Here is a 26,957-nt window from a genome sequence, read left to right on the forward strand (position 1 = left end):
GCCTGGACGAGCGAGGCCGCCCCGCCCGGAGGGTCAGGACGAGCGGGGGCGCCAGTCGCCGCGGTTGAGGTCGAGGTTCTCCGGGGTGTGCAGGCGGACCATGGTCCTGGCCACCCCGATCGGCACCCGGTCCGGCGTGAGGAACGACACGGCGATCATCACCGCGAACGCGATCGGCACGGTCCACGCCGCCGGTTGCGCCAGCAGGGCCCCGGCCAGGCCCTCGTGCGGTCCCCCGCTGATCGTGGCCAGCACGGCGAGGCAGGCCAGGCCGCCGCCTACGTACAGCCCGGCCAGCGCGCCGGTGGTGCTGAGCCTGCGCCACCAGATGCCGAGCACGAGCAGCGGGCAGAACGACGAGGCCGCCACCGCGAACGCCAGCCCCACCACGTCCGCCACCGGCAACGTCCGCGCCCACAGGGCCAGCGCCAGCGGCACCGCGACCGCCATCAGCGTGGCGATCCGGAACGAGCGGACGCCGCCCTTGAGCAGGTCCTGGGCGATGACCCCGGCCACGGACACGGTCAGCCCCGACGACGTCGACAGGAACGCGGCGAACGCCCCCGCCGTGATCAGCGCCGTCAGCAGGTCGCCGAGCGTCCCGCCGATCATCCGGGCGGGCAGCGTCAGCACCACCGCGTCGGGGCGTACCAGGTCGGGCGTGTAGATCCGGCCGAGCCAGCCGTACACCGCCGGGAGCAGGTAGAACGCTCCAAGCAGCGCCAGCACCACCAGCGTGGTCCGGCGGGCGGCCCGGCCGTCGGGGTTGGTGTAGAAGCGGACCAGCACGTGCGGCAGCCCCATGGTGCCCAGGAAGGTGGCCAGGATCAGCGAGTACGTCGAGTAGACGCTGTAGTCCTTGCCCCCGGTCAGCGGCGTCTGCCAGACGGCGGCGTCCTGCGGGGACAGGCCGGGAGCCCCGTCGGCCTGCCAGGCCAGCAACAGGAAGATCACCGGTACGGCCAGCGCGGTGAGCTTCAGCCAGTACTGGAACGCCTGCACGAACGTGATCGACCGCATGCCGCCCGACAGCACGTTGACCACGACCACGACCGCCACCAGCAGCCCGCCCGCCCACACCGGCGCGCCGGTGATCGTGCGCAGCACCAGGCCGGCGCTCTGGAACTGCGGCATCAGGTAGAACCAGCCGATGAGCACGACGAGCACGCTGGCGGTCCGGCGCACCGCCATGGACTCCAGCCTGGCCTCGGCGAAGTCGGGCAGCGTGTAGGCGCCCGAGCGGCGCAGCGGCGCGGACACCAGCACCAGTAACACCAGGTAGCCGCCGGTCCAGCCGACCGGCAGCCAGAGCATGTCCACGCCGTAGCTGAGGATGAGCCCGGCCACCCCGAGGAACGAGGCCGCCGACAGATACTCGCCGCCGATCGCGGAGGCGTTCCAGAGCGGGCTGACGGTGCGGGAGGCGACGAAGAAGTCGGAGGTGGTGCGGGAGACGCGGATGCCGAACGCGCCGATGAGCACGGCCGCCACCATGACGATGACGACTGCGGCCAGGCTCACGAGCGGTCGACCAGGTCGGCGAAGTGACGCTCGTTGCGTTCGGCCTGCCGTACGTAGAGCCAGGCGCCGATGACGAAGGCGGGATAGATGAGTCCGGCGAGCACCGCCCACGGCAGGGGGACGCCGAGCAGGTGCACGTCGCGCAGTTCGGGGATGAGCAGGAACAGCACCGGCAGGCCGCCCACCACGCAGCCCAGCACCGTGCACACGAACGCGGCCAGCCTGAACTGGGTGCGCAGCAGCGAGCGCATGTAGACCTCGCCGAGGTGGGTCTGCTCGTCGATCTCGCGGGTGGCCGGGTAGCGGGGGCGGCGGGCCGCCGCGGTGCGCGGGCTGGTGATGGCGACGCGGCGGCCCGGTCGCGGCTCAGGGCTCATTCTGGCCTTCCCTTTCTGGCGCGGCGGACGAGCAGGTCGCGCAGTTCGCGGGTGTGGCGGCGGCTGACCGGGATCTCGGTGTCCCCGACCCGGACCACGCATTTGCCCGAGTCGATGTGCAGTTCCTCGATGTGCTTGACCGCGACCAGGTGGCTTCGGTGCACGCGGATGAACCCGGCCGCCGACCAGCGTTCCTCCAGCGTGGCCAGCGGGATGCGGACCAGATGGCTGCCGGTGGCGGTGTGCAGGCGAGCATAGTCACCCTGGGCCTCGACGTAGATGACGTCGGCGGTGGAGACGAATCTGGTCACGCCGCCGAGCTCGACGGGGATGGTGTCGGTCTCGGCGCTCTCGATGGGCACGTCGGCCGAGACCGCGACCCGCCTGATCGCCTCGGCGAGGCGCTCGGGGCGCACCGGTTTCAGCAGGTAGTCCTCGGCTTTGATCTCGAAGGCGTCGACGGCGTGCTCCTCGTAGGCGGTGACGAACACGACCCTCGGCGGGTTGGCGAACCGTGACAGCAGGCGACCGAGCACGACGCCGTCGAGGCCGCGCATCCTGATGTCGAGGAAGACGGCGTCGATCGGCCTGCCCTCGGCGATGGCCCGGTCGAGCAGCCGCAAGGCGGCGGCGCCGTCCCGGGCGGTGGCGACCTCGCCGATGCGTGGGTCGGCGCGGAGCAGGTAGGAGATGTCTTCCAGGGCTGGAAGCTCGTCATCTACCGCGAGGACCCGAAGTTGTGCCATAGACAGTGATAAAACCGACAACAAAGGTCCAGGTCAACGGGCTGAGACGCCTGGGTGATATTTCGGCAATCTCACGTTGACTTTCGTACCCGCGCCGCGGGCCGTCTCAACGACCAAACCGTACTCGTCGCCGTACACCTGGCGCAGCCGTTCGTCCACGTTGGCCAGCCCGACGCCGCCCGCCGAGGAGACCTTGCCCGCGAGGATGTCGCGCAGCCGGTCGGGGTCCATGCCGAGGCCGTCGTCCTCGACACTGATGCCGCACTCGGCTCCGGCGTCCTCGGCGATGATCGTGATCCGGCCCACGCCGTCCTTGCTCTCCAGGCCGTGCCGGACGGCGTTCTCCACCAGGGGCTGCAGGCACAGGAACGGCACCGCCACCGGCAGCACCTCCGGCGCGATCCGCAGCGTCACCTGAAGCTGGTCGCCGAAGCGGGCGCGTTCGAGGACGAGGTAGCGCTCGACCGAGCGCAGCTCCTCGGCCAGCGTGGTGAACTCGCCGTGCCTGCGGAAGGAGTAGCGGGTGAAGTCGGCGAACTCCAGCAGCAACTCCCTGGCCCGCTCCGGGTCGGTGCGGACGAACGAGGCGATCGTGGTGAGCGAGTTGTAGATGAAGTGCGGCGAGATCTGCGCGCGCAGCGCCCGCACCTCCGCCTCCATCAGCAGCGTACGGGAGCGGTGCAGCTCGGCCAGCTCCAGCTGGGAGTCCACCCAGCCGGCCACCTCCTGAGCGGCCCTGACGAGCCCCGCGGAGGCGTGCGGCCCGAAGGCGGCCAGGGTGCCGACCACCCGGTCGTCGGTGGTGAGCGGGACGACCACGGCGTGCCTGACGGGGCACTCCAGCAGCTCGCAGGAGATGGCCAGCACCTGGGTGCGGCCGTCTTCGAGGGTCGCCTTGGCCTGCTCGAAGGCCTGCTTGGCGTGGTGCTCGCCGACGCCGTCGTACACCAGCAGGCGCTCGCCGTCGGTGATGGCCAGCGCGGAGGAGCCGAGCAGCTCGCGCAGGTGCCGTGAGGCGCGCAGCGCGCCCTCGGAGGTCAGCCCGGCCCGCAGCGGCGGCCCGGCCAGTGAGGCGGTGTGCAGGGTCTCGAAGGTGGCCCGCTCCGCCGGGCTGGTGCCGAGCTCGCGGCGGCCGCGCATGACCCGCCAGAGGACGAGGGCGGGCACCCCCACCAGTCCCGCGATCACGGCCGCGCCGAAGAGGTACTCCATCACTCAGCCCTCGGGCAGCGCTTTGGCGATGCGTTCGGCGTAGAGCTGCGCCTCCGCCGCCGAGGCGTAGGTGGTGCGGGGCCAGAAGAAGCCGCGCAGCCCGTCCTTGCGGTTGCGTGGCACCACGTGCACGTGCAGGTGGGGGACGCTCTGGCTGATGCGGTTGTTCATCGCGACGAACGTGCCGTCGGCCTCCAGGCCCTCCTCCACGGCGCGGGCGACCGCCTGCACCTGCTCGAAGAACGGGCCGACGTCGGTCAGGTCGGTGAGCACCTCGACGTGGGCGCGCGGCACCACCAGCACATGCCCCTTGAAGACGGGCCGGGTGTCGAGGAAGGAGACCGACACCTCGTCGGAGTGCACGACGTGGGCGGGCCGCTCACCGGCGATGATCTCGCAGAACAGGTCGTTGCTCACCGGCCGACCTTATCCGCCTGCCCGGCGTAGGCCGTCCAGCTGGTCATGTTGGGGGCCGACCAGCGCTCGGGCGCGTGCAGGAACCGCTCGCCGACGCGCTCGCGCAGCCGCTCGGGCACCTCGGTGGTCTTGCCGCCCCGGCAGTGGTAGATCAGCCCGCCCGGCCGCTGCGCCATCGCCATCCACGGCAGCCAGGGCGACACCCGGCACCAGGAGAACACCGACGGCACGTCCGCCTTGCCGGAGTCGAACTCGCCGGCCCCGGCGAAGAACTGGAACAGCTCCAGCGCCCGGTAGGTGTCGCCCGCCGAGTTGTCCGGATAGTCGGCGACCTTGAGCGGCGAAGGGTAGGCCAGGCGGACGTCGACGTTGAGGACCACCTGGTCGCCCAGCCGGGTGACCGGCACCGGCCGGTCACCGAGCCGCAGGTTGACCGGGTCGTTGAAGACGTGCCGCACCTCCACCCGCCGCCCGGTGAGCGGGTTGTCCCACACGTCGAGCACGTCCCTGCCCGCCGGGTCGAGGTAGAGGGCGGCTTCTCTGGTCAGCAGCTGCCAGCCGTCGTCCACCTGGACCGCCCTGGCCACGTTGAGCCCCTCGAAGCCGAACAGGTGGTGCGGGCCGCCGTCCGACTCCCATCCGTAGACGTCCCCGGTCCAGCACGAGATCGTCTCGGTGCCGTCGGTGGACGCGCGCACCCGGATGAAGTCCATGACAGGCAGCTTTACCCCGCCTGCCCCCAGGTTGCAAGCGAGCGGGGTCAGCCGGGGAGTTTGTCGGGCTTGGGCGGGTCACGCGGCACCACGTACGGCTCCCGCTCGACCGGCTCGCCGGCGACCGCGTTGCGCTCCCTGATCAGCTCGGCGTCCAGCTCGGCGCCGAACAGCAGCGCCATGTTCGACAGCCACAGCCAGATGAGGAAGACCACGACCGCCGCCAGCGTGCCGTACGTCTTGTTGTAGGAGCCGAAGTTGGCCACGTACAGGGCGAAGCCGCCGGAGACGAGCACCCAGAGCAGGACCGCCAGCAGGCCGCCGGGGGTGAGCCAGCGCACGCCGGGCTGGCGCACGTTCGGCGCCGCCCAGTAGAGCACCATGATCAGTCCGGCCGCGATCAGCGCCAGCACCGGCCACTTGGCCAGATCCCAGACGGTCACGATGGTCTCGCCCAGGCCCAGCGCCTGGCCCGCCAGGCGGGCGAAGTCACCGGTCAGCGTGACCGCGACCGCCGCCACGGTCAGCAGGACCGCGAGCAGGACCGTGAGGCCGAGGCGGAGCGGGGTGATCTTCCAGAACGGGCGGCCCTCCTGGATGTCGTAGATCTGGTTGCCCGCCCGGATGAAGGCCGCGATGTAGCCGGAGGCGGCCCACAGGGCGACCAGGAGGCCGAGGATCGCCGCGATGCCCGCCCGGGTGTCGCGTACCTGGGACAGGCCCTGGCCGACGAGGTCGCGCACCTCCGCGGGCGCCAGCGCCGTCAGGTTGCCGACGACCGCGCCGGCGTCCTGGCGGCCGAGCAGGCCGAGCAGCGACACCAGCACGATCAGCGCGGGGAAGATCGACAGCACCGCGTAGTAGGTGAGGGAGGCCGCCAGGTCCTGGACGCGGTCGTTGTTGAACTCGGCCACCGTGCGCCTGATCACCCGCCACCAGGATCGGCCGGGCAGGTCGGTGGGCCGCTCGGGACGCTCCACCGCTCACTTGACCCGGTTACGCCTCATGATCCGCCGCACGGCGAAGGCGATCACCGCGCCCAGGGCCGCGATCATCAGCACCGGGCGCTTCCTGGCCTGCTCGGGCGTCGCGTCGTGCACCTTGTCCGCCATGACGGCGGCCTTGCCCTTGACGGTCCCGGCCACCTCGGCCGCCTTGCCCTTGGCCGTCCCGGTCATCTCGGCCGCTTTACCCTTGGCCGTCCCGGTCATCTCGGCCGCCTTGCCCTTGGCCGTCCCGGTCATCTCGGCCGCTTTACCCTTGGCCGTCTCCGTCATCTCCGCCGCCTTGCCCTTCGCGGTGCCTGCCATCTGTCCTGCCCTTCCTTTCGCTGTCGCCGCCGCCTCGCCCGCCCGGCTCTTCATGTCCGCCTTGTGGGCCAGGGCGTGCACGGTCTCACCGAGCGCCCGGCGCGTCTGCCTGATGTCCTGTCGTACGTCTTCCGCGTCCTGAGCGCCGTCCCGGGCGCCGTCCTGGGTGCCGTGGCGGTCACTGCGGCGGTCACTGTGGCGGTCGCCGTGCCGCCTTTCGCCGTCCGGTTCGTGGCGCTTCTCGTGGCGGGACTCGCCGTCCTGCAGCGACTCCTCCTCCACGGCGCGCGACCGGACCGCCTCGGTACGGTCGTCGCGCTGGGGGGCCTCGGGGATGAAGGTCTCGTGCCCTTCGCGGGCCCGCTCGGCCTCGTGCGCGTTCTCGGCCGCGCCCGGCCTGGTGACGGGCACGTTGATGGACTCGCTGTCGGTGGGCTCGCCCACGGTCGCGCGCCGGGCGCCCATGGTGCCCGCATACTGCTTGTCGGTACGCCCGGGGTTCATCTCGCTCATCGCCGTGCTCCCTCCTTGACCGCGTCAAGGTCGGCCCTGACGCTCGCCATCGTCTCCGCCGGCACCGCTGGTGAGGCCTGCTGAACCTTCTTCTTGCCGACCAGGCCGAGCAGCGCCGCGGCGACGAACAGGAGCACCGCCACGATCGCGGCCGCCAGCCACGCGGGCATGACCAGCGCGAGGAGCAGCACGAGAGCGGCCACGAGCGTGGCTCCGCCAAGGAACGCGACCACACCGGCCGCGCCGGCCAGCCCCGCGCCGAGTCCGGCGCGCTTGCCCTTGGCCGTGAGTTCGAGCTTGGCCAGCCGCAACTCGTCCTTCACGAGCCGGGAGACCTGGTCCGACAGATCGTTCACTAGCTTGTGGGTGTCGTTCACGACGTCGCCCTCCTCCTCCTTCGAGGGGGCGACTACCCAGACAACCGGCCTTCTATCTAGGGCCGGCGCGCAGGGGGCGGCGCGCGCTCAGCGCTTGGCGGCCCGCAGCAGGAAGTCGAAGACCGCCACGACGGGCGACTTCTGCGTCTCGCACCAGTTGTCGGGCTGCTTGGGCGCGCTCCACGGGGATGGGAGCTCGCATGAGGGAGCCTGCGGCTTGGGCCGCTCACACCACGATCCCGGAGTCTTCATACCTCCATCGTACAACTTCACCACTTACTTATATAAGTTTCCCCGCATGCCCGATCGGCGGGGATCCCTCGCCCCGGCGGGCAGACGCACGGCTGGGTCCCGCGCTGCGGATGACCGGTCCCGGATGCCGCTCGCGGCGTGCTGCCACCGGCCTGTTCGAGGAGCCGCCGGGCTTCCACGCGCTCCGGCGTCACGGCTGTACCCTGCCGTAGGTGCTAGTCGTTCACGGCGTCTGGGCGGGAGACGGACTCGCCTTCTGGGCGGAGGACGCCGCCGTCGACCCGCGCCCCGCGTCCGGGGCCGTCCCCCGCGCCCACCCCTTCGCCGCCCCGGCGAGCACGCTCACAGCCGCCCTCCTTGCCCGGGACGCGGCACAAGGGCCGGTTCAGGACCCGTCACGGAGTTCCGGTGAAGGCGGGTCGGATGGGGAGTTCGCTCGCGCGCTGGAGTTGCTGCTGCCCGGCTCGGTGAAGGAGCCACTGCCGTCTCCTGAGACAGGGCGGCTGTCCGCGATCGCCCGCCCCAGGCTGCACCTCTGGCGGGTCGACGCGCTCGTCCCGCCCGTCGCCGAGGCGCTGCGTCTGGTGGACGAGCAGGCCACGAGCGCCACCGTGCGTCACTGGGCCGCCGTCGTGGCGTTCGCGCGCGATCTCGTACGGCGAGGGCGGGTCATTCCTCAGCTCGTGACCGCCGAGCGCAGTGTGGCGGTGTGGCAGCCGGTGCTGACCGGCGCGGACGCGTCGTACTTCAAGGAGCTGGCCCTGGCCATGCCGCCCGCCTGCCGCACCTGGAGTGCCGAGCGGCCGTCCGGTGAGGTGCAGGGTGCGGCGCTCGGGGTGTTCACCGACGCGCTGGTACGGTCCGCGCTGGGCGAGCCGCTCGTCAAGCGGCCCGGCACGCCCCGCGAGCGCTGGCTGGCGGCGCTGACCGGGCCGGACGGCACCTGCCCTGACGTGCCGGAGCTGCGCGAAGAGCTGGAGACCTGGCGGACGTCCGTGACCGCCGCAGACGGCGCGGCCCGCGTCTGCTTCCGCCTCGTCGAACCAGCCACCTCCCCCCTCGACGCCGACACGGGCGCAGACCCGAGCGCAGACCCGAGCGCAGACGTGCACACGGACGGTGACGGGTGGCGGGTGGAGTTGGCGTTGCAGGCGGCTGATGATCCGAGTCTGTACGTTCCCGCCGGTCGGGTGTGGGGTGGCGGGCCGGTGGCGGGGTTGCCGCGGCGGCCGGAGCGGGAGTTGCTGGCCGGGCTCGGACGAGCCGTGCGGCTGTATCCCGAGCTGGATCGGGCGCTGCGGGAGGCCGAGCCGAGCGAGCTGACGCTGGACACGCGGGGCGCGTTCGAGTTCCTGCGTCAGGCGGCGCCGCTGCTGCAGGCGGCGGGGTTCGGGGTCCAATTGCCGAGGTGGGCGGGGCGCACCCGGCTGGGGCTGAAGCTGACCACCCGCACGAAGGCGCAGACCGCAGCCACGAGCCAGGGGTTCGGGATGCGGGAGCTGGTCGACTTCCGGGTCGACCTGGCGGTGGGCGAGGAGACGATCACCGAGGAGGAGCTGGCCGAGCTGGCCAGGCTCAAGGTGCCGCTGGTGCGGGTGCGGGGCCAGTGGGTGGAGCTGGACGAGCGTCAGCTCGCGGCGGCATTGAAGGCGGTCGAGGGCGGGCGGGCCGGGCAGGCGCCGGCGGCCGACATCCTGCGCGAGGTGATGCAGGGGGACGACGAGCTGCCGCTGCTGGCGGTGGACGCCGACGGCGTGCTGGGCGATCTGCTGTCGGGAGAGGCGGAGCGGCGGCTGCTGCCGATCGGCACGCCCGCCGGGCTGGACGCGACGCTGCGGCCCTACCAGGAGCGGGGGCTGGCGTGGCTGAGCTTCCTGTCGGAGCTGGGGCTCGGCGGGGTGCTCGCCGACGACATGGGCCTGGGCAAGACGGTCACCACGCTGGCGCTGCTCGTGCACGAGCGGGCCGACGCGCCGACGTTGCTGGTCTGCCCCATGTCGCTGGTGGGCAACTGGCGGCGGGAGGCGGCCAGGTTCGCGCCGGAGCTGCGCGTGCACGTACACCATGGCAGTGGCCGGGACGTCGGCGAGATCGACGGCGCGGACCTGGTGATCACCACCTACGGGACCGCCCAGCGGGACCTGGAGGCGCTGCGCGGGCTGCGGTGGCGGCGGGTGGTGTGCGACGAGGCGCAGGCCATCAAGAACAGTTCCACGCTGCAGGCGCAGGCGGTCCGGACCATCCCGGCGGGCACCCGGCTGGCCCTGACGGGCACGCCGGTGGAGAACCATCTCGCCGAGCTGTGGTCGATCATGGAGTTCGCCAATCCGGGGCTGCTCGGGTCGCGGGCGAGATTCAGGACGCGGTTCCAGGAGCCGATCGAGGCCCGGCAGGACGAGCAGGCGGCGCGGGCGCTGCGGCGGGCGACCGGGCCGTTCGTGCTGCGCCGGCTCAAGACCGACACCACCATCATCTCCGACCTGCCGGAGAAGCTGGAGGTCAAGGAGTGGTGCCCGCTGACGACCGAGCAGGCGTCGCTGTATCAGGCGGTGGTGGACGACATGCTGGCCAAGATCGATGACAGTGAGGGGATCGAGCGGCGCGGCCTGGTGCTGAGCGCGATGGCCCGGCTGAAGCAGGTCTGCAACCATCCGGCCCACCTGCTCAAGGACGGCTCACTGCTGGCGGGCAGGTCGGGCAAGCTGAGCCGGCTGGAGCAGCTCGCCGAGGAGATCGTGGCCGAGGGCGAGAAGGCGCTGGTGTTCACGCAGTACGCCGAGTTCGGCACGATGCTGCAGCCCTACCTGGCGCAGCGGCTGGCGCGGCCGGTGCTGTGGCTGCACGGCGGCCTGCCGGCCAGGACCCGCGACCGGCTGGTGGAGCGCTTCCAGCAGGACGACGAGCCGATGCTGTTCCTGCTGTCGCTCAAGGCGGCGGGCGTGGGGCTGAACCTGACGGCCGCGAACCACGTCATCCACGTCGACCGCTGGTGGAACCCGGCCGTCGAGGACCAGGCGACCGACCGGGCCTTCCGCATCGGCCAGCGCAAGAACGTCCAGGTGCGCAAGCTGATCTGCGGCGGCACGCTGGAGGAGCGGGTGGACGAGATGATCGAGCGGAAGAAGGCGCTCGCCGAGCGGGTGGTCGGCGCGGGCGAGGACTGGCTGACGGACCTGTCCACCGGGGAGCTGCGCGAGGTGTTCCGTCTGACGGCCGAGGCGGTGAGCTGAGCATGCCGGTCGGCAGGGACGGATGGTTCGAGGCGGGCCGGCCCATCAGGGTCGAGGGCGGGATCCGGGCTCGCACGCAGCGCGGCTCCATCGGCTCGACGTGGTGGTCCAGGCGCTTCATCGACATCCTGGAGCGGATCTGCGACCCGGGCCGGCTCTCGCGCGGCCGCCGGTACGCCCGCGCCGGCCAGGTCCTGTCCATCGACCTGTCGCCCGGCCTGGCCGCCGCGCCGGTGCAGGGCTCGCGCGCCAGGCCGTACCAGGTGACGATCTCTGTCGAGGCGTACGACGAGGCGCGCTGGACGGCGATCGAGGAGGCGATCGGGGCGCAGGCCGTCTACCGGGCCAAGCTGCTGGCCGGGGAGATGCCGACGGAGATCGAGGAGCTGTTCGCCTCGCTCGGCGTGGACCTGTTCCCGCGCGACCTGGACATGGCGTGCTCGTGTCCCGACTGGGGCTTCCCGTGCAAGCACGTGTCGGCGGTGCTCTATCTGCTGGCCGAGTCGTTCGACGACGATCCGTTCCTGGTGCTCGCCTGGCGCGGCCGTACCCGGGAGCAGTTGCTGGGCAATCTGGCCGGCGACCCGGTGGCGGAGTCGGTGTCGCCGGCGGTGGCGGACGTGCCGTTCGCCGACCGCCTGGCGGACTTCTACGCGCCGGCGAGCACCGTTCACCACCCCGAGCGCCGGTCCGCCGCCGCGACACCGGATCTCCTCCCCCGTGTCTTCCCGCCGCCCGCGGACGTGGCGGGTCCGCTCACCGCCGCCTACCGCCGGCTGGGGCCGGGCTAGAGGATCAGCGGTCCTCGAAGCTGTCGGGCACCATCACGCGCACCCCGTTGGGGACCACGCGGAGGCGGATCGGCGTGCGCAGGCGCACCTCGCCGTCGACGTCGGCGGCCATCGGCGGGTCGGTCTCCAGCAGCATCTCGCGGCCGACCACGAACGGGCCGCCCGCCAGGCTGCGCCAGCGGCCGGTGGTCGCGCGGGCCAGCGTCTCGCCCAGCAGCCGCAGTTTCTTGCCCGAGCCGAGCTGGTAGGCCACCAGCATGCCGTCGTCGATGCTGATGTCGCGGGCCACCTGCCAGCCGCCGTGGAAGCGGCCGTTGGCGATGTTGAGTTGGTGGGTGAGCAGCTCGTGGCGCTGGCCGTCGACGGTGATGAAGGCGCGGAAGGGCGTGTGCCCCGGCAGCACGGTGAGCGCGGTCAGCGGGTAGGCGGGCCGGCCGAGCACCCGCTTGAGCCACGGCTTCACCTTGCCCGCCACCTCGACCGACACGCCGAAGCTGGCCAGGTTGGCGAACGGCCGGTCGTCGGCCATGCCGAGGTCGATGTCGGCCACCTTGCCGGTCTGGAACACGTTGATCGCGCCGGCCAGGTCGAGCGGCAGGCCGAGGCTGCGGGCGAAGTTGTTGGTGGTGCCGAGCGGCAGCACGCCGAGGGCGACGTCGCGGTGGGCGACGTGCCGGACGGCGGAGGACAGGGTGCCGTCGCCACCGCCGACGATGAGCAGGTCCGGCCCGGTGGCGAGCGCGGTGTCCAGCAGGTCGCGCAGGCGCTTGGGGTTGTAGACGCCGATCTCGGCCAGGGGCTCGTAGCCGAGCTTGTGCAGCTGCTCGATCACCTCGAAGTAGTGGCGGCGGCCGCGACGCGAGCGAGTGTTGATCACCACCGCGACCCGGCGGTCCTGCCGGATCGCCTTGGTGTGCTCGGTCTTGGCGCGCAGTTCGCTCATGGTCGTCAATCGTAGGCGCAGAAGCCACGACCTTCGGCCGCCGGATCTCATCGAGAGGAGGGGCCGCCGGGACTCCGCCCGGCGGCCCCTGGCATCACTTCTTCGGCGGGACCACCTGGACGATGGCGCCCAGGTTGCCGGGAAGCGGTGAGACGAGCTTGAACTGCACGCCCAGCGCCTTGCCCTCGTCACCGGGGTTGCCGGTGCCGAGGAGGTGGCCGCCGCCGATGTCGGTGCCGTAGAGCTCGGTGGCGGGGGTGCCGTCGACGTTCACCACGCGGGTGCTGTACGACTGGTCGCCCTTGCTCGGGACCACGACGGAGGCGTCGAAGTCGCGGTAGAAGAGGCCGCCGTCCTGCACTTCGAGGCCGGGGTACCAGGTCTTGGCGTCGGTGAAGGTCCGTACGCCGTTGAGGCCCTTGATCTCGGTGCAGTACTCGCTGAACGGCTCGCCGGCGGCCTCCAGGCACTCCTTCAGCGGGTAGGTCTTGGTGAAGGAGAAGGCCGCGTTGGACGTCTGCGTACGGCCGTCCATGTTCTTGTGCCTGGTCGGGTCCTTGGTGGCCGCGACGCCGGTGCGGCGCAGCGGGTCGTAGTGCGAGTCCACCAGGAGGAGGCTGCCCTTCGAGCCGATGCTGGGCGCCGCTTCGAGGTTGTTGGCCACACTGTTGTTGGTGTAGGTCGAGTCGCGGTACCACACGAGCAGGCCGGGGGCGTTGTACTTGACCTTCTCCACCTTCCACGCGCCGTCACGCGAGTAGTTGGTGTCGTAGGCGTACTGCAGACCCTGGTCGAACCCGTCGTAGTTACGCCATTCGGCCAGGTAGAACCGGTCGATCTGGCGCTCACCGTTGTTGATCGTCCAGCCCGAGCCGCTGGTGTTGGTGAACGTGCCGCCGACGGCGCGCCAGCCGTTCTCGCCGCCTTCGACGTCGTCGCTCCACACGGCCGTACCGCCGTTGGTGAGCTCGAAGTCGTCAGCGTGCCAGCCGCGCGGGGTGAAGGCCGCGTCGGTGTTGTACGCCAGCCGCAGCTTGATCGTCTGACCGGCGAACGGGGTCAGGTTGACGTAGTCGTGCCGCCAGCCGTTGGTGTCACCGGTGATGCCGTACTTCTTGCCGCCGAACGCCTGGAGGTTCTTGTTCGGGTCCGGGTAGTCGTCGGCGGTGGTGATCTCGGTGCCGGCCTCGTTGAAGACCTTCTGCTGGGCCCACGTCTGGCCGCCGTCGGTGGAGATCTCGAAGAAGCCGAAGTCCCAGTCGGACTCGATCTCGTAGTTGTTCCACATCCAGAACCGCACGTCGGTCCCGGCGGGCACCGCCACGTCGCGGGCCACGGAGATGTTGGCCCACTCCTGGTCCATGCCGGACCACCAGGCGCCGGTGCCGCTGTGCGGGTCGACCATCTTCAGCGGCTCGGACTTGAGGTTCACCCGGACGCCGTCCTCGGTGAACTTGGGGGTGCGTGAGGACTGGCCGACGGTGACCAGGCGCTGGCGGTCCCCCGGGTCGAGCACCTCGGGCTTCGCCCAGCCGAGCACCCACTTGTCCCACAGGCCCATGTGGGTGGGCATCGACTGGAAGATGGGGCCGGAGTGGGAGCCGCTCGACATCAGGTCCCAGAAGTCCACCGCGGAGCTGGCCGAGCCCGAGGTGTCGTAGAGGTCGGGCAGGCCCAGGTCGTGGCCGTACTCGTGGGCGAAGACGCCGACGCCGGAGTCCTCGGGCTGCACGATGTAGTTGGAGATCTTCTTGTCGCTGCCGGGCACCTGGTAGCCGCCGGCGACCGCGCTGGAGTGCGCCCAGATGGCGTAGGTGCCCTCGGCGCCGCCGCCGGAGGACTTGTCCTTGCCGGCGTGCACGAGCACGAGATGGTCGATCACGCCGTCGGGCTCGGCGAAGTTGCCGTCGCCGTCGGCGTCGGAGACGTCCTCGACGTCGTAGTCGGCCCACGGGAAGGCGGGCTGGGACTGCGCGAGCACGTCGACGGCGTCGATGGCGAGCTGGCCGGCGCCGTTCGGGTTGTCGGGGTGGCCGGACATGTCCTGCTGGACGTTGCCGCAGGCGGCCGCGCCGTACCACGCCTCGGAGTGCGGGGCCTTGATCCAGCCGACGGCGGAGCCGGTGACGGAGTAGGCGCCCTTGGACATCTCCTCGTACATCTTCTTCATGGTGAAGCCGGAGATGTCGATGCCGCGCCTGCCGTCGCGCGGGTCCTTCAGGTCGGTACGGACCCGCTCGGTGATGCCCCGGTCGGTGTAGAGCATCTTGTTGAAGTGCGCGGGGCTGAAGTCCTTGACCCAGAAGGAGTTGTTGTCCTTCTTCGGCAGGGTGGCCGGGTCGGGGATCTTGTTGTGCAGGGGACCGTTGAGCCGCGTGCCGGCCGGCTCGGTGACGCAGTCGCCGGGCGCGCTGCCGACGGTGCGCGGCCGGCTGAAGCCGGAGAAGTCGTCGTTGGCGCTGTCGTTGAACTCGACGAGCAGGGTCAGCAGCTTGGCCGTCCTGGTCTGCTTGGAGTTCTTGAAGATGAAGTCGGCCGGGTTGCGGCCCGTCTTTATCGCTTGCCGCTCGCGGGCGGCGAGGATGCGGCCCGCGGCGGGATTACCGCTCTTGAACTTCCGGTCGAACTTCTGGGTCCGGGACAGGCGCTTGTCGCTGCCGGGAACGGCCGGGTCCTCGGGCGAGTCCTCGACCATGGGCGGCGCGTAGTTAATGTAGTAGTCAGCGGCACTCGGCTCGTAGGTCGCCACCGAGGAGGCCTGAGCGGTGGGGATCGTCAAGGCGGCAGCGAGGAGGGCTACCGCCGGGGCCAGGGCTAACAGGCGCGTTCTGCTGGGCAAAGTAACCCCTTCTGCCCGGGGTCACCGGGCGCATGATCATAGGGAGTCGCAATGCCGGACGCTAGAGCTTCCTAAAGGCACCGTAAAGTAGGTTGTTGAAATGTAACCAAATAAGGACATTTCACAACAGCGGGCCCGTGACTATGACGTGACCTCGCCGTACACCGAAAAGCGAGGCCCAGCAGGGCCTCGCGATGAAGTGGATCTAACTCGTGGCATGACCGCCGGTGCCGAACGCGGTGACGCCCGGTCAGTCGGACGTCACCTCCGGCTGCTTGTGCGGGTAGTGCAGGTCGAAGGCGGGCCGTTCGGACCGGATCGGCGGCATGGACGTGAAGTTGTGCCGGGGCGGCGGGCAGGAAGTCGCCCATTCGAGGGAGTTGCCGAACCCCCACGGGTCGTCCACCGTCACCTTGGGCGCCCTCCTGGCCGTCCGGTAGATGTTGTAGAGGAACGGGATCGTCGAGGCGCCGAGCAGGAACGCCCCCACGGACGAGATCTGGTTGAGCGTGGTGAAGCCGTCGAGGGCGCTGTAGTCGGCGTAACGCCTGGGCATGCCGAGCGCGCCGAGCCAGTGCTGGATCAGGAACGTGGTGTGGAAGCCGATGAACAGCGTCCAGAAGTGGATCTTGCCCAGGCGGTCGTCGAGCATCCGGCCGGTCATCTTCGGCCACCAGAAGTAGAAGCCGGCGAACATCGCGAACACCACGGTGCCGAAGACCACGTAGTGGAAGTGCGCCACCACGAAGTAGGAGTCGGTGACGTGGAAGTCGAGCGGCGGCGAGCCGAGGATCACCCCGGTCAGCCCGCCCAGCAGGAAGGTGATGAGAAAGCCGATCGCGAACAGCATCGGCGTCTCGAAGCTCAGATGGCCGCGCCACATCGTGCCGATCCAGTTGAAGAACTTCACCCCGGTCGGCACCGCGATGAGGAACGTCATGAACGAGAAGAACGGCAGCAGCACCTGCCCGGTGGCGAACATGTGGTGCGCCCAGACGGTCATCGACAGCCCCGCGATGGCGATGGTCGCCCCGACCAGGCCCAGGTAGCCGAAGATCGGCTTGCGGCTGAAGACCGGGATGACCTCGGTGATGATGCCGAAGAACGGCAGCGCGATGATGTAGACCTCGGGATGGCCGAAGAACCAGAACAGGTGCTGCCACAGCATCGGCCCGCCGCCGTCGGCGTCGAAGACGTGCGTGCCGAACTTGCGGTCCGACTCCAGCGCCAGCAGCGCGGCGGCCAGCACCGGAAAGGCCATCAGCACCATCATCGAGGTCAGCAGCACGTTCCAGGTGAAGATCGGCATCCGGAACATGGTCATGCCGGGCGCGCGCATGCCGATGATCGTGCTGATGAAGTTGACCCCGCCGAGGATCGTGCCGAGCCCGCTCAGCGCCAGGCCCATGATCCACAGGTCGCCGCCGACGCCCGGCGAGTAGGTGGCCGACGACAGCGGCGTGTAGCCGGTCCAGCCGAAGTCGGCCGCACCGCCCGGCGTGAAGAACGCCGTCACCGCGATCAGCCCGCCGAACAGGAACAGCCAGTACGCGACCGCGTTCAGCCTCGGGAAGGCCACGTCCGGCGCGCCGATCTGCAACGGCATGATCACGTTGGCGAACCCGGCGAACAGCGGCGTGGCGAACAGCAGCAGCATGATCGTGCCGTGCATGGTGAACAGCTGGTTGTACTGGTGCGCGTCGACCAGCTGCATCCCCGGCTGCACCAGCTCGGCCCGGATGAGCACCGCCATGACCCCGGCCGCGAGGAAGAACGCGAAGGAGGTGATGAGGTAGAGGTAGCCGATGACCTTGTGATCGGTGGTCGTCAGCCAGGACACGATCACGGTCCCGGTCCGGCGGCTCCTGACCCGCTCGATCGAGCTCTCGCGCACGCTGGTCACGGTCGCTCCCTTCGCGAAAGACAAAGGATGCCCGTTCATGCCCAATTTCCGGCTAATCATCCCGCGCGCGACAGGCGAGCTCAGGTGCGCTTTCTGTAGCCGAAGATGTACTCGCGTGTCTCACTCGGATGGAACGAGACGCCGATCTCCGGCTCGAACGCGACGTTGTCCCGCGGGCAGTAGAAAAGACCCTCCCAGACGGCGTACGCCTGCTCCCTGGCCGGGCCCTCGGCGTGGTCGGTCTTGCGCGCACCGCGCGCGCCGAGCACGAACAGCAGCCCGAACCCCCACAGGAACCCGGTCAGGCAGAACGGCGCGAGCAGCACCTCACCCCAGCCGGAGTCCTTGCCCATCGCGATCACCAGGGACAGCACCAGGTGCACCATGGCGCCGAGCAGGAGCAGCAGGTAGCCCTGGTTTCTGGCCCACGGGTTGTAGTGCCGGCTGGGGAACGATAACCAGACCGCGAGCTGGGTGCGGCTCATCACGTGCTTGGAGGCGCCCAGCGCGGGCGCGGTGGGCAGGTCCGCCACCTGCCGCTCCCCTGGCAGCCTGACCCTGCCGATCCGGTACGTGGTCCCCGCGGCGACCGCTCCCGGCACCGACACCACCTGGTCTACCTGCCCACACACCGGACACTTCGCTTCCACTCAGGCAGTCTGGCCGTAAGGCTTCGTCCGCGCAAACCGTAAGGTTTCTCATGTGGAACCCATTGACGCCCTGGTGAAGTCCCTGCCCGACGGCCGCGTGCTGACCGATCCCGACGTGGCCGATTCCTATGCCCGCGACCGCACGTTCGTGGAGCCCGGCAAGCCGCTCGGCGTGGTGCTGGCCGCCTCCCGCGACGACGTGGTGACCACGCTGCGCTGGGCGAGCGAGCACCGGGTGCCGGTGGTGCCGCGCGGCGCCGGCACCGGCCTGGCGGGGGGCGCCACGGCGAGCGAGGGGGCGCTGATCCTCTCGCTGGCCAGGATGACCGCGATCAAGGAGCTGTCACCGGCGGACGAGATCGCCGTGGTCGAGCCGGGAGTGATCACCGCCGACCTCGACCGGGCCGCCAGGGAGCACGGGCTGATGTACGCGCCGGACCCCTCGTCGTACGAGATCTCCACGATCGGCGGAAACCTGGCGACCAACGCGGGCGGGCTGCGCTGCGTCAAGTACGGCGTCACCCGCGACTCCGCGCTCGGCCTGGAGGTCGTGCTGGCCGACGGCCGGATCCTGGACACCGGCCGGCGCACCATGAAAGGCGTCACCGGCTACGACCTGACCGGGCTGTTCGTCGGCTCGGAGGGCACCCTCGGCGTGATCACGTCGGCCACCGTGCGGCTGCGCCGGGCGCCGGTGGCGGCTCCCGCGACGTTCGCGGCGGAGTTCGGCTCGCTGCGCGACGCGGGCGCGGCCGTATCGGCGATCATGGCGGCCGGGTGCCAGCCGTCGCTGATGGAGCTGCTGGACCGGGGCACGCTGCAGGCCATCGACGACTGGCGCAACATCGGCCTGGAGTCCGGCACGATGGCCATGCTGATCGGGCAGTCCGACGCCGCCGACGGCCAGGCCGTGGCCGAGCGCATGGAGCGGATCTGCCTCGACAACGGCGCCTCCTTCGTCGCCGTGTCCACCAGCCCGCAGGAGACCGAGGAGCTGATCGGGCTGCGCCGGATGGCCTACCAGGCCAAGGAGCGCCTCGGCGCGTGCCTGGTGGAGGACGTCTGCGTGCCGCGCTCGGTGCTGCCGGAGATGATCACCGCCATCGAGGCCGCCGGCGCGCGGCACGGGGTGCGCATCTGCACGGTCGCGCACGCGGGCGACGGCAACCTGCACCCCGTCTTCATCTTCGAGCACGGTACGGCCGAGCCGCCGGCCGAGGTGTGGGCGGCGGCCGACGAGGTGTTCACCCGGGCGCTGGCGCTGGGCGGCACGCTCACCGGCGAGCACGGCGTCGGCCTGCTCAAACAGCGCTGGCTCGCCCTCGAATCCGGCCCGGTGGCCCAAGAGGTGCAGAAAGGGATCAAGGCCGTGTTCGACCCGCTTGGCCTTCTCAACCCCGGAAAAGCCATTTGATCAGCGCAACTACCACTATTCACCAAGCCGTGACCTAGCGTCTTCACACGGACTCGACCTGCACAGAAACGCTGACACAGCGTCGTCAGAGACGAATGTTCTGCCAGGTGAGGCTACATCCCAATGGTCACGCTGGTACGGTCTTGCCCCAAACGATCGTTCTGTTACGGGGGGCAGGGGTGAGTCAGTTCCAGCCGTTGGTGTCTGGCGACCCGCAACGACTGGGCGAGTACGACATTATCGCCCGGCTCGGCGAGGGTGGCCAGGGGATCGTCTATCTCGGCAAGTCCGGCTCGGGGGAGCAGGCAGCGGTCAAACTTCTGCACCACGCGCTGGTGGCCGACCCGGACGCGCGCAGCAGATTCCTGCGCGAGGTGGCCGTGGCGCAGCGCGTGGCCAGGTTCTGCACCGCCACCGTCCTGCACGCCGACCTCGAAGGCAGCCGGCCGTACATCGTCAGCGAGTACGTCCCCGGCCCTTCACTGCGTGAGCTGGTCATCAACGAAGGGCCGCGCCGGGGGGCCGCGCTCGAACGTCTGGCGATCAGCACGGCCACCGCGCTGGCGGCCATCCACCGAGCGGGCATCCTGCACCGCGACTTCAAGCCCGCCAACGTGCTCATGGGCCCCGAAGGCCCGGTCGTGATCGACTTCGGCATCGCCCGCGCCCTGGACTCACCCGGCGCCACCGCCACCGGCATGGCCATGGGTACGCCCTCCTTCCTGGCGCCCGAGCAGCTCACCGGGGCGGCGGCGGTCTCCGAGGCCGCGGACGTGTTCGCGTGGGGCGTCACCATGGTGTTCGCCGCCACCGGCAAGCCCGCCTTCGGCTCCGACTCCATCCCCATCGTGATGAACCGGATCCTGCACGAGGAGCCGCAGCTCGGCGGGATGGAAGGGACACTGGCGGACCTGGTGGCCGCCTGCCTGTCGAAGGACCCCGCGCAGCGGCCCACGGCCGACCAGCTCATCATCGAGCTCACGGGCCAGCCCGTGCCCAAGGCCGCCATCGAGCCGCTGACCGGCCCGGCGGTGCCGCAGGCCGCCGGCCCGCACGCCTTCGCCGCTCCCCACCCCACCGTCCAGCAGGGCGGGCCCGGCCCTCAGGGCGGCACGGAGGAGGGCTACACCCCCCAGGCGGCCGCGTACGGCCCGCGTGCCCTCGCCGGTGGCGGTCAGCCCGACGCCGCGCCGCAGACCGGCCCCTACGGGCAGGCGGCATCCAGTGCCGTGGGCCCCACGGTGGTCGCCGGCCCGTCCACATTCGCCCCTGGCATCCCGCAGGCACCGGGCACGCCGCCCGGCACCGCCCCGGGCATGCCGCCCGCACCCGGCATGCCCGGCGGCCCCCCCGGCTCGGGCAGCGCCCAGCAGGGACCCGGCATGGGTGCCGCTCAGGGACCCGGCATGGGTGCCGGGAACGGGCAGCCCGGGATGCCCGGTATGCCATCCCATGACCGACACCTGCCCGGCGGTGGAATGCCTCCGGGCGCTCCCCCGCAGCCCGGCGGAGCCTACGGACCTCACGCAGGACCGTCCCCAGGTGGCCCCGGCCAAGGGCCGCAAGGCCCGGCGGCTCACGGACCCCAGGGGCCCGGCAACCATGGCCCTGGGCAGCAAGGTTCCGTGGCTCATGGCCAAGGACCGCAAGGTGCCGTGGCTCACGGACCCCAGGGGCCGGGCCAAGGATCGTTGGGTGCCTTGGTTCACGGCCCCCAGGGACCGGGAAACCATGGCCAAGGACCGCAAGGTTCCGTGGCTCACATGCCCCAGGGACCCGTGGCTCACGGTCCGGGCTCTCCCCAGGCCGCAGGGCACGGGCCGGGAGGGCGGGGGCCGCACCAGGCGGGGCAGCCCGGTGGGCGGCCTGATGGTGGGGCGGGGTCGAAGCAGCGGCGTACGCTGACCTTCGCTCTCTCGGGCGCCGCGGCGGCGGCGCTGCTCGTGGTGGCGGGCGCCGTGGTGGTCCAGGCCAACTCGGGCCCGCAGAAGGTGCTGTCCGTGGGCACCACCTCCGAGGCGTCCCCCACGACCGAGGAGACCCCCACGACGGTCCCGTCCATCAACCTGCCGGTGGACACTTCGAAGCCGAATCCGCGCAACGTTCCCGACCTGGACGTGGACGTGCCCGAGCCCACCAAGGCCAAGACCAGGCGCGGCAACGACGCCATGGCCCAGGTGCCGGACACGGCCGTGGTGCCCTCGCGGCAGCCGACCGCCCGCCCGACGCGGAGCCCGTCCCCGTCGCCCACGAGGACGGTCAAGAAGAAGGTCAAGAAGAAGAACCTGATCGAGCCGGACACCGAGCCGACGGGAACGCCGACCCCCACGATCGTCCAGAACCCGCACCAGCCGACCGCGGTGTGCGGCCCCGGCTTCAAGATCATCGACCGGCACGCGCTGGACGACAAGGCGACCATCTTCCTGCTCTACAACACCGCCACGGCCAAGAACTGCGTGGTCACCATGTCCCGCCTGGTCTATCCGACCAAGATTCACATGAACGCGGTCCTCCAGGTCCAGGGTGGTGCCAGCGCCAGCAACCCCGGCAAGTTCAGCGCCTACGCCGGCCCGATCCGGCTGTCGGCCCCCAGGAAGTGCGTCATGTGGGGCGGCACCTGGGAGAGCCTGACGTGGAAGTCCCCCGCCTGGAGCCACTGCAGCTGACCCGAGCTCGCCGATCAGGGCCGCTCTCCGCTTGCCGGAGAGCGGCCCTTTCGCCGTCATGAGTCCGGCATGCGCCTCCGGCGAGCGGGATCTTCTCAGAACGGCCCCCGGCCGCTACCGTAGTTGACGTGATCGTCAAATCGCTGACCTCCCGGGGCATGCGGACGCGTGCCGCGCTCCTGCGGGCGGGGCGCGAGGCGTTCGAGGAGCACGGCTACGACACCGTGCGGATCGACGACGTCTGCGCGCGGGCCGGGGTGTCGCACGGCACCTTCTACACCTACTTCGACTCCAAGGAGTCGCTGTTCGCCGAGGTCGCGGGCGCGGCCATGGGCGAGATGTTCGCGGCGAGCGTCGTGGGACCGTCCGCGCCCGCCGACCCGTACGCCCGCATCGAGGCCGCCAACCGGCTCTACCTGCGCGCCTGGTCGGCCAACTCCCGGCTGATGCGGACGCTGGAGCACGCGGCCACCGCCGACGACCGGTTCGGGCGGCTGCTCATGGAGCTCCGCGAGGTCTTCGTCCGGCGCGGCGCCGACGGCGTGCGACGCCTGCAGGAGCAGGGCCTGGCCGACCCCACGCTCGACCCCAGGCTGACGGCGGTCATGCTGGGCGGCATGGTCGAGCACTTCGCGCACGTGTGGCTGGACCTGGGCGAGCAGGCGGACGAGGAGACGGCCGTGGATCACCTGACCCGGCTGTGGGCACGAGCCATCGGCCTGACACCACCGTCAAGTACGGACGCCAGGTCGTCGGTTCTGGAGGAGGACGCGTGATCGTCAGCAGGCTGGACCCGAGCGACGACGACCGTCCGCGGCGCCGGGAGGCGATGCTGGCCAAGCTGGCCGAGCTCGACGCCGAGCACGCCAAGGCGGTCGCCGGCGGCGGGGAGAAATACGTCGAGCGGCATCGCCGCCGTGGCAAGCTGCTCGCCCGGGAGCGGATCGAGCTGCTGGTGGATCCGGACTCGCCGTTCCTGGAGCTGTCGCCGCTGGCCGCGTGGGGCAGCGAGTTCTCCGTCGGCGCCGGCGTGGTCACCGGGATCGGGGTGATCGAAGGCGTCGAGTGCGTGATCACCGCGAACGATCCCACGGTCAGGGGCGGCGCCTCGAACCCGTGGACGCTCAGGAAGACGCTGCGCGCCGCGGACATCGCCATGGCGAACCGCCTGCCGTACGTCAATCTGGTGGAGAGCGGCGGCGCCGACCTGCCGACGCAGAAGGAGATCTTCATCCCGGGCGGCCGGATCTTCCGCGACCTGACGCGGCTGTCGGCCGCCGGGATCCCGACGATCGCGCTGGTCTTCGGCAACTCCACGGCCGGCGGCGCGTACGTGCCCGGGATGAGCGACTACGTGGTGATGGTGCGGGAACGAGCGAAAGTGTTCCTGGGCGGGCCGCCGCTGGTGAAGATGGCGACCGGCGAGGAGTCCGACGACGAGTCGCTCGGCGGCGCCGAGATGCACGCCCGGGTGAGCGGGCTGGCCGACTACCTGGCCGCCGACGAGCACGACGCGCTGCGGATCGGACGGCGGATCATGAAATCGCTCAACTGGCGCAAGCACGGCGTCCGGCCACAGGCCGGGAGGGATCCGGCCTATCCGGCGGAGGAGCTGCTGGGGATCGTGCCGGAGGACCTGAAGGTCCCGTTCGACCCGCGCGAGGTGATCGCCCGGGTGGTGGACGGCAGCGAGTTCGAGGAGTTCAAGCCGGTGTACGGCGCCTCGCTGGTGACCGGCTGGGCGCAGCTGCACGGCTATCCGGTGGGCATCCTGGCCAACGCGCGCGGCGTGCTGTTCAGCGAGGAGGCGCAGAAGGCCACCCAGTTCATCCAGCTGGCCAACCAGTCCCGCACTCCGCTGATCTTCCTGCAGAACACGACCGGTTACATGGTGGGCAAGGAGTACGAGCAGGGCGGCATCATCAAGCACGGCGCCATGATGATCAACGCGGTGTCGAACTCGACGGTGCCCCACCTCACGGTGGTGATGGGCGCCTCGTACGGGGCGGGCAACTACGGGATGTGCGGGCGGGCCTACGATCCGCGGTTCCTGTTCAGCTGGCCGAGCGCCAAGTCGGCGGTGATGGGCCCGGCGCAGCTCGCCGGGGTGCTGTCGATCGTCAGCCGCGCCTCGGCCGAGGCACGCGGGCAGGTCTACGACGAGGAGGCGGACGCGGCCATGCGGGCGATGGTGGAGGCGCAGATCGAGGCGGAGTCGCTGCCGTTCTTCCTGTCCGGCAGGCTCTACGACGACGGGGTGATCGACCCGCGCGACACGCGTACCGTGCTGGGCCTGTGCCTGTCGGCGATCAACAACGCCGCGGTGCCCGAGGCGGCGGGATTCGGGGTGTTCCGGCCGTGATCACACGTCTGCTGGTGGCGAACCGGGGCGAGATCGCCCGCCGGGTCTTCCGCACCTGCCGGGAGCTGGGCATCGAGACGGTGGCGGTCTTCTCCGACGCCGACGCCCACGCGCCGCACACGGCCGAGGCCGACTACGCGGTACGGCTGAGCGGCGTCAAGCCCGCCGACACCTACCTGGCCGTCGACCGGCTGCTGGCGGCCTGCCGCGCCTCCGGTGCGGACGCGGTGCACCCCGGATACGGGTTCCTGTCGGAGAACGCGGCCTTCGCGCAGGCGGTGATCGAGGCGGGGCTGACCTGGGTGGGCCCGCCGCCGGCCGCCATCGCCGCGATGGGCGTCAAGCTGACGGCCAAGCGCCTGATGTCCGAGGCCGGCGTCCCCACGCTCCCGTCGCTGGCCGCGACGGCCGACGGCGAGCTGGCGGATCCGGCTCCGGCGTGGGAGTTCCCGGTGCTGGTCAAGGCCGTCGCCGGCGGCGGCGGCCGGGGGATGCGGGTGGTGCGCGCGGCGGACGAGCTGGCGCGGCAGGTGGCCTCCGCGCACCGGGAGTCCCTGGCGGCCTTCGGCGACGGCGGCGTGTTCGTCGAGCCGCTGCTGGAGGGCGCCCGGCACATCGAGGTGCAGGTCCTGGCCGACCGGCACGGCACGGTGTGGGCGCTCGGCGAGCGGGAGTGCAGCATCCAGCGCAGGCACCAGAAGGTCGTGGAGGAGTGCCCCTCCCCCGGCGTCGCCCCGCCGATGCGGGCCCGGCTGGAGCAGGCCGCGGTCCGGGCCGCCCGCGCGATCGGCTACGAGGGCGCGGGGACGGTCGAGTTCCTGGTCCGGGGCGAGCAGGTGGCATTCCTGGAGATGAACACCCGCCTGCAGGTGGAGCATCCGGTGACGGAGCTGGTGTACGGGGTGGACCTGGTGCGGTGGCAGCTGGAGGTGGCCGAGGGCGCGGCCCTGCCGCCGGAGCCGCCGACTCCGGTCGGGCACGCCGTGGAGGTGCGGCTGTACGCCGAGGACCGGGCCTACCTGCCGCAGTCCGGGGTGCTGCACCGGTTCGAGGTGCCGGGGCAGGTCCGGGTGGACTCGGGGGTGGAAGGCGGGTCGGTGGTGTCCTCCCACTACGACCCGATGCTGGCCAAGATCATCGGGTACGGGTCGGGGCGCGGCGAGGCGGTGCGCAAGGTGGTCTCCGCGCTGCGTCGGGCTCGGATCCACGGCCTCACCACGAACCGCGACCTTCTTCTCGACATCCTGAAAAATCGGGACTTCGAGGCTGGGGACACTCATACCGGGTTTCTCGACCAGCACGTGTTCGCGGGCGACGGCGCTCCCGACGACCTGGCCGTGCTGGCGGCCGCCCTGGCGACGGCCGCCGCCAACCTGGAGCGCGCACCGGTCCTGGGCGGCCTGCCCGCCGGGTGGCGCAACGTCCGCTCCCAGGCACGGGTGGCCCGGTTCGAGGAGGCCGAGGCGGTCTACGACCCGCTCCCCGCCGGGGTCCGCGTGATCGAGACGGTCCGGGGCACCCTGCCCGCCGGCTCCGCGCCGTACGAACTGGACGCTGTCGGGCCGTACCGGGTGGTGCTCGAACGCGGTGGTGTACGGCACGCCTTCGAGGTGTCGGGGTACGGCGACGGCAAGGTGTACGTGGACTCCGCGGCGGGCGGGGTCGCGCTGACGCCGGTGCCGCGGCTGCCGGAGCCCGTCGAGCAGGTCACGCCGGGTTCGCTGCTCGCGCCGATGCCGGGCAGCGTGCTGCGGGTGGAGGTGCGACCGGGTGAGCGCGTGGTGAAGGGGCAGCCGGTGCTGGTGCTCGAAGCGATGAAGATGGAGCATCTGATCGCCGCCCCGGCGGCCGGCGTGGTCGCCGAGGTGCACGTCGAGAAGGGCCGGCAGGTCGACGCCGGAGCCGTGCTGGCCATCATTGAGGAGGGGGACGCATGACACGCCTGGTCCACAGGGAGCTCGCGGACGGGATCGCGACGATCACGCTGGACTCGCCGCCGAACCGCAACGCGCTGTCCGTACGCCTGCTCGGCGACCTGGCGGACAGCCTGGAGCAGGCGCTGGCCGAGCCCGAGGCGCGGGTGATCGTGCTGACCGGGACGGGGCCGGTGTTCTGCTCGGGCGCGGACCTGAAGGAGCAGCGCGGGGACGCGCCGGTGACGGCGTCGTTCCCGGAGGTCCTGTCGCTGATCTGGGAGAGCCCGAAGCCGGTCATCTGCCGGCTGAACGGCACCGCCCGCGCCGGCGGCCTCGGCCTGGTCGCCGCCTGCGACTTCGCCATCGCGCCGCTGACGGCCTCGTTCGCGTTCACGGAGGTACGGCTCGGCGTCGCGCCCGCGATGATCTCGGTGCCCGTGCTGAGGCGGCTGCAGCCGAGGGCGGCGGCCGAGTACCTGATGACCGGCGAGGTGTTCGGCGCCGCCAAGGCGGTGGAGATCGGCCTGCTGACCCGCGCCGTGCCGCAGGAGGAGCTCGACGCGGCCGTCGCCCACTATGCCGGGATGCTCATCAAGGGCGGCCCGGAGGCGCTGGCCATCACCAAGCGACTGGTCCGGGACCTCCCGGCCGTCCCGTTCGAGGAGGGGTTGCGGCGGATGACCGAGCTGTCCGCCGAACGCTTCACCTCCGAGGAAGGCCAGGAGGGCATCGCCGCCTTCATGGCCAAGCGACCGCCCCGCTGGGTCCCCGGCGACAAGTGAGCCGACCATGAGGATCGCCCGGC

At 71.1% G+C, this 26,957-nt stretch carries 22 protein-coding genes; 8 read left to right on the forward strand and 14 right to left on the reverse strand.

Annotated features, from left to right (window positions below; all coding sequences use genetic code 11):
* Positions 1-33: 33 nt before the first annotated feature.
* The 10 genes from OHA68_RS41325 to OHA68_RS41370 all read right to left on the reverse strand — a co-directional run bounded on the left by OHA68_RS41325 (position 34) and on the right by OHA68_RS41370 (position 7,438).
* Positions 34-1,521, reverse strand: a complete 1,488-nt coding sequence (locus OHA68_RS41325; protein WP_407674396.1) for a sodium/solute symporter — start codon at positions 1,519-1,521, stop codon at positions 34-36.
* A complete protein-coding gene (locus OHA68_RS41330; RefSeq protein WP_327105094.1) occupies positions 1,518-1,898 on the reverse strand; it encodes a hypothetical protein in 381 nt (126 codons plus the stop codon). Before OHA68_RS41330 ends, OHA68_RS41325 begins: the two co-directional genes overlap by 4 nt.
* Positions 1,895-2,644 carry a LytR/AlgR family response regulator transcription factor gene (locus OHA68_RS41335; RefSeq protein ID WP_189143993.1) on the reverse strand — a complete coding sequence of 250 codons (750 nt, stop codon included), beginning with the start codon at positions 2,642-2,644 and terminating at the stop codon, positions 1,895-1,897. Before OHA68_RS41335 ends, OHA68_RS41330 begins: the two co-directional genes overlap by 4 nt.
* 33 nt (positions 2,645-2,677) lie before the next feature.
* Positions 2,678-3,856 (reverse strand): sensor histidine kinase, encoded by a 1,179-nt coding sequence (locus OHA68_RS41340; RefSeq protein WP_327105095.1) that lies wholly within the window; start codon positions 3,854-3,856, stop codon positions 2,678-2,680.
* A gap of 3 nt (positions 3,857-3,859) precedes the next feature.
* A complete protein-coding gene (locus OHA68_RS41345) occupies positions 3,860-4,273 on the reverse strand; it encodes an HIT family protein (RefSeq protein WP_189143995.1) in 414 nt (137 codons plus the stop codon).
* Positions 4,270-4,986, reverse strand: a complete 717-nt coding sequence (locus OHA68_RS41350; RefSeq protein ID WP_327105096.1) for a DUF1838 family protein — start codon at positions 4,984-4,986, stop codon at positions 4,270-4,272. Before OHA68_RS41350 ends, OHA68_RS41345 begins: the two co-directional genes overlap by 4 nt.
* A gap of 47 nt (positions 4,987-5,033) precedes the next feature.
* Positions 5,034-5,966: a YihY/virulence factor BrkB family protein gene (locus OHA68_RS41355; RefSeq protein WP_327105097.1), complete on the reverse strand. Its 933-nt coding sequence runs from the start codon at positions 5,964-5,966 to the stop codon at positions 5,034-5,036.
* Between the two features lie 3 nt (positions 5,967-5,969).
* Positions 5,970-6,809: a DUF3618 domain-containing protein gene (locus OHA68_RS41360; RefSeq protein WP_327105098.1), complete on the reverse strand. Its 840-nt coding sequence runs from the start codon at positions 6,807-6,809 to the stop codon at positions 5,970-5,972.
* The gene (locus OHA68_RS41365) at positions 6,806-7,186 is read right to left on the reverse strand and encodes a phage holin family protein (protein ID WP_327105099.1); all 381 of its coding nucleotides are present in this window, start codon (positions 7,184-7,186) and stop codon (positions 6,806-6,808) included. The genes OHA68_RS41360 and OHA68_RS41365 overlap by 4 nt, the downstream gene beginning before the upstream one ends.
* Before the next feature lie 87 nt (positions 7,187-7,273).
* The gene (locus tag OHA68_RS41370) at positions 7,274-7,438 is read right to left on the reverse strand and encodes a hypothetical protein (protein WP_189143999.1); all 165 of its coding nucleotides are present in this window, start codon (positions 7,436-7,438) and stop codon (positions 7,274-7,276) included.
* Between the two features lie 212 nt (positions 7,439-7,650).
* Here OHA68_RS41370 and OHA68_RS41375 point away from each other — a divergent pair, with 212 nt between their 5' ends.
* Both OHA68_RS41375 and OHA68_RS41380 read left to right on the forward strand, forming a co-directional pair.
* Positions 7,651-10,668, forward strand: a complete 3,018-nt coding sequence (locus OHA68_RS41375) for a DEAD/DEAH box helicase (protein WP_327105100.1) — start codon at positions 7,651-7,653, stop codon at positions 10,666-10,668.
* A gap of 2 nt (positions 10,669-10,670) precedes the next feature.
* Complete coding sequence (locus OHA68_RS41380) at positions 10,671-11,459, forward strand: SWIM zinc finger family protein (RefSeq protein WP_327105101.1); 789 nt, start codon at positions 10,671-10,673, stop codon at positions 11,457-11,459.
* 4 nt (positions 11,460-11,463) lie between these two features.
* Here the strand turns inward: OHA68_RS41380 and OHA68_RS41385 are convergent, their stop codons facing one another.
* The 4 genes from OHA68_RS41385 to OHA68_RS41400 all read right to left on the reverse strand — a co-directional run bounded on the left by OHA68_RS41385 (position 11,464) and on the right by OHA68_RS41400 (position 17,776).
* Positions 11,464-12,402: a diacylglycerol/lipid kinase family protein gene (locus tag OHA68_RS41385; protein WP_327105102.1), complete on the reverse strand. Its 939-nt coding sequence runs from the start codon at positions 12,400-12,402 to the stop codon at positions 11,464-11,466.
* 94 nt (positions 12,403-12,496) lie between these two features.
* The gene (locus tag OHA68_RS41390) at positions 12,497-15,181 is read right to left on the reverse strand and encodes an immune inhibitor A domain-containing protein (RefSeq protein ID WP_327105103.1); all 2,685 of its coding nucleotides are present in this window, start codon (positions 15,179-15,181) and stop codon (positions 12,497-12,499) included.
* A 310-nt stretch (positions 15,182-15,491) separates the two neighbouring features.
* A complete protein-coding gene (gene ctaD, locus OHA68_RS41395) occupies positions 15,492-17,144 on the reverse strand; it encodes an aa3-type cytochrome oxidase subunit I (RefSeq protein WP_327105104.1) in 1,653 nt (550 codons plus the stop codon).
* An 80-nt stretch (positions 17,145-17,224) separates the two neighbouring features.
* Positions 17,225-17,776: a hypothetical protein gene (locus tag OHA68_RS41400; protein WP_327105105.1), complete on the reverse strand. Its 552-nt coding sequence runs from the start codon at positions 17,774-17,776 to the stop codon at positions 17,225-17,227.
* 70 nt (positions 17,777-17,846) lie between these two features.
* Between OHA68_RS41400 and OHA68_RS41405 the strand changes: the two genes are divergently transcribed.
* The 6 genes from OHA68_RS41405 to OHA68_RS41430 all read left to right on the forward strand — a co-directional run bounded on the left by OHA68_RS41405 (position 17,847) and on the right by OHA68_RS41430 (position 26,934).
* On the forward strand, positions 17,847-19,208 hold the full coding sequence (locus tag OHA68_RS41405; protein WP_327105106.1) for an FAD-binding oxidoreductase: 1,362 nt from the start codon (positions 17,847-17,849) through the stop codon (positions 19,206-19,208).
* Between the two features lie 179 nt (positions 19,209-19,387).
* Positions 19,388-21,874: a serine/threonine protein kinase gene (locus OHA68_RS41410; RefSeq protein WP_327105107.1), complete on the forward strand. Its 2,487-nt coding sequence runs from the start codon at positions 19,388-19,390 to the stop codon at positions 21,872-21,874.
* A 128-nt stretch (positions 21,875-22,002) separates the two neighbouring features.
* Entirely contained in the window at positions 22,003-22,650 is a 648-nt protein-coding gene (locus OHA68_RS41415; RefSeq protein WP_327105108.1) for a TetR/AcrR family transcriptional regulator, read from the forward strand.
* A 53-nt stretch (positions 22,651-22,703) separates the two neighbouring features.
* A complete protein-coding gene (locus OHA68_RS41420) occupies positions 22,704-24,236 on the forward strand; it encodes an acyl-CoA carboxylase subunit beta (protein WP_189144114.1) in 1,533 nt (510 codons plus the stop codon).
* Complete coding sequence (locus tag OHA68_RS41425; protein WP_327105109.1) at positions 24,233-26,173, forward strand: acetyl/propionyl/methylcrotonyl-CoA carboxylase subunit alpha; 1,941 nt, start codon at positions 24,233-24,235, stop codon at positions 26,171-26,173. The genes OHA68_RS41420 and OHA68_RS41425 overlap by 4 nt, the downstream gene beginning before the upstream one ends.
* Positions 26,170-26,934, forward strand: coding sequence for an enoyl-CoA hydratase-related protein (locus OHA68_RS41430; protein ID WP_327105110.1), 765 nt, complete (start codon positions 26,170-26,172; stop codon positions 26,932-26,934). Before OHA68_RS41425 ends, OHA68_RS41430 begins: the two co-directional genes overlap by 4 nt.
* The last annotated feature ends 23 nt before the right edge of the window (positions 26,935-26,957 follow it).

The organism is Nonomuraea glycinis (assembly GCF_035920485.1).
Classification (GTDB): Bacteria; Actinomycetota; Actinomycetes; order Streptosporangiales; family Streptosporangiaceae; genus Nonomuraea; species Nonomuraea glycinis.

What these genes read in the sequence shown, in the direction of transcription:
- OHA68_RS41430 (WP_327105110.1), top strand. Translation starts at nt 26,170, where the DNA reads ATGACACGCCTGGTCCACAGGGAGCTCGCGGACGGGATCGCGACGATC.
- OHA68_RS41380 (WP_327105101.1), top strand. Translation starts at nt 10,671, where the DNA reads ATGCCGGTCGGCAGGGACGGATGGTTCGAGGCGGGCCGGCCCATCAGG.
- OHA68_RS41370 (WP_189143999.1), bottom strand. Translation starts at nt 7,438, where the DNA reads ATGAAGACTCCGGGATCGTGGTGTGAGCGGCCCAAGCCGCAGGCTCCC.
- OHA68_RS41330 (WP_327105094.1), bottom strand. Translation starts at nt 1,898, where the DNA reads ATGAGCCCTGAGCCGCGACCGGGCCGCCGCGTCGCCATCACCAGCCCG.
- OHA68_RS41340 (WP_327105095.1), bottom strand. Translation starts at nt 3,856, where the DNA reads ATGGAGTACCTCTTCGGCGCGGCCGTGATCGCGGGACTGGTGGGGGTG.
- OHA68_RS41360 (WP_327105098.1), bottom strand. Translation starts at nt 6,809, where the DNA reads ATGAGCGAGATGAACCCCGGGCGTACCGACAAGCAGTATGCGGGCACC.
- OHA68_RS41420 (WP_189144114.1), top strand. Translation starts at nt 22,704, where the DNA reads ATGCTGGCCAAGCTGGCCGAGCTCGACGCCGAGCACGCCAAGGCGGTC.
- OHA68_RS41335 (WP_189143993.1), bottom strand. Translation starts at nt 2,644, where the DNA reads ATGGCACAACTTCGGGTCCTCGCGGTAGATGACGAGCTTCCAGCCCTG.
- OHA68_RS41350 (WP_327105096.1), bottom strand. Translation starts at nt 4,986, where the DNA reads ATGGACTTCATCCGGGTGCGCGCGTCCACCGACGGCACCGAGACGATC.
- OHA68_RS41385 (WP_327105102.1), bottom strand. Translation starts at nt 12,402, where the DNA reads ATGAGCGAACTGCGCGCCAAGACCGAGCACACCAAGGCGATCCGGCAG.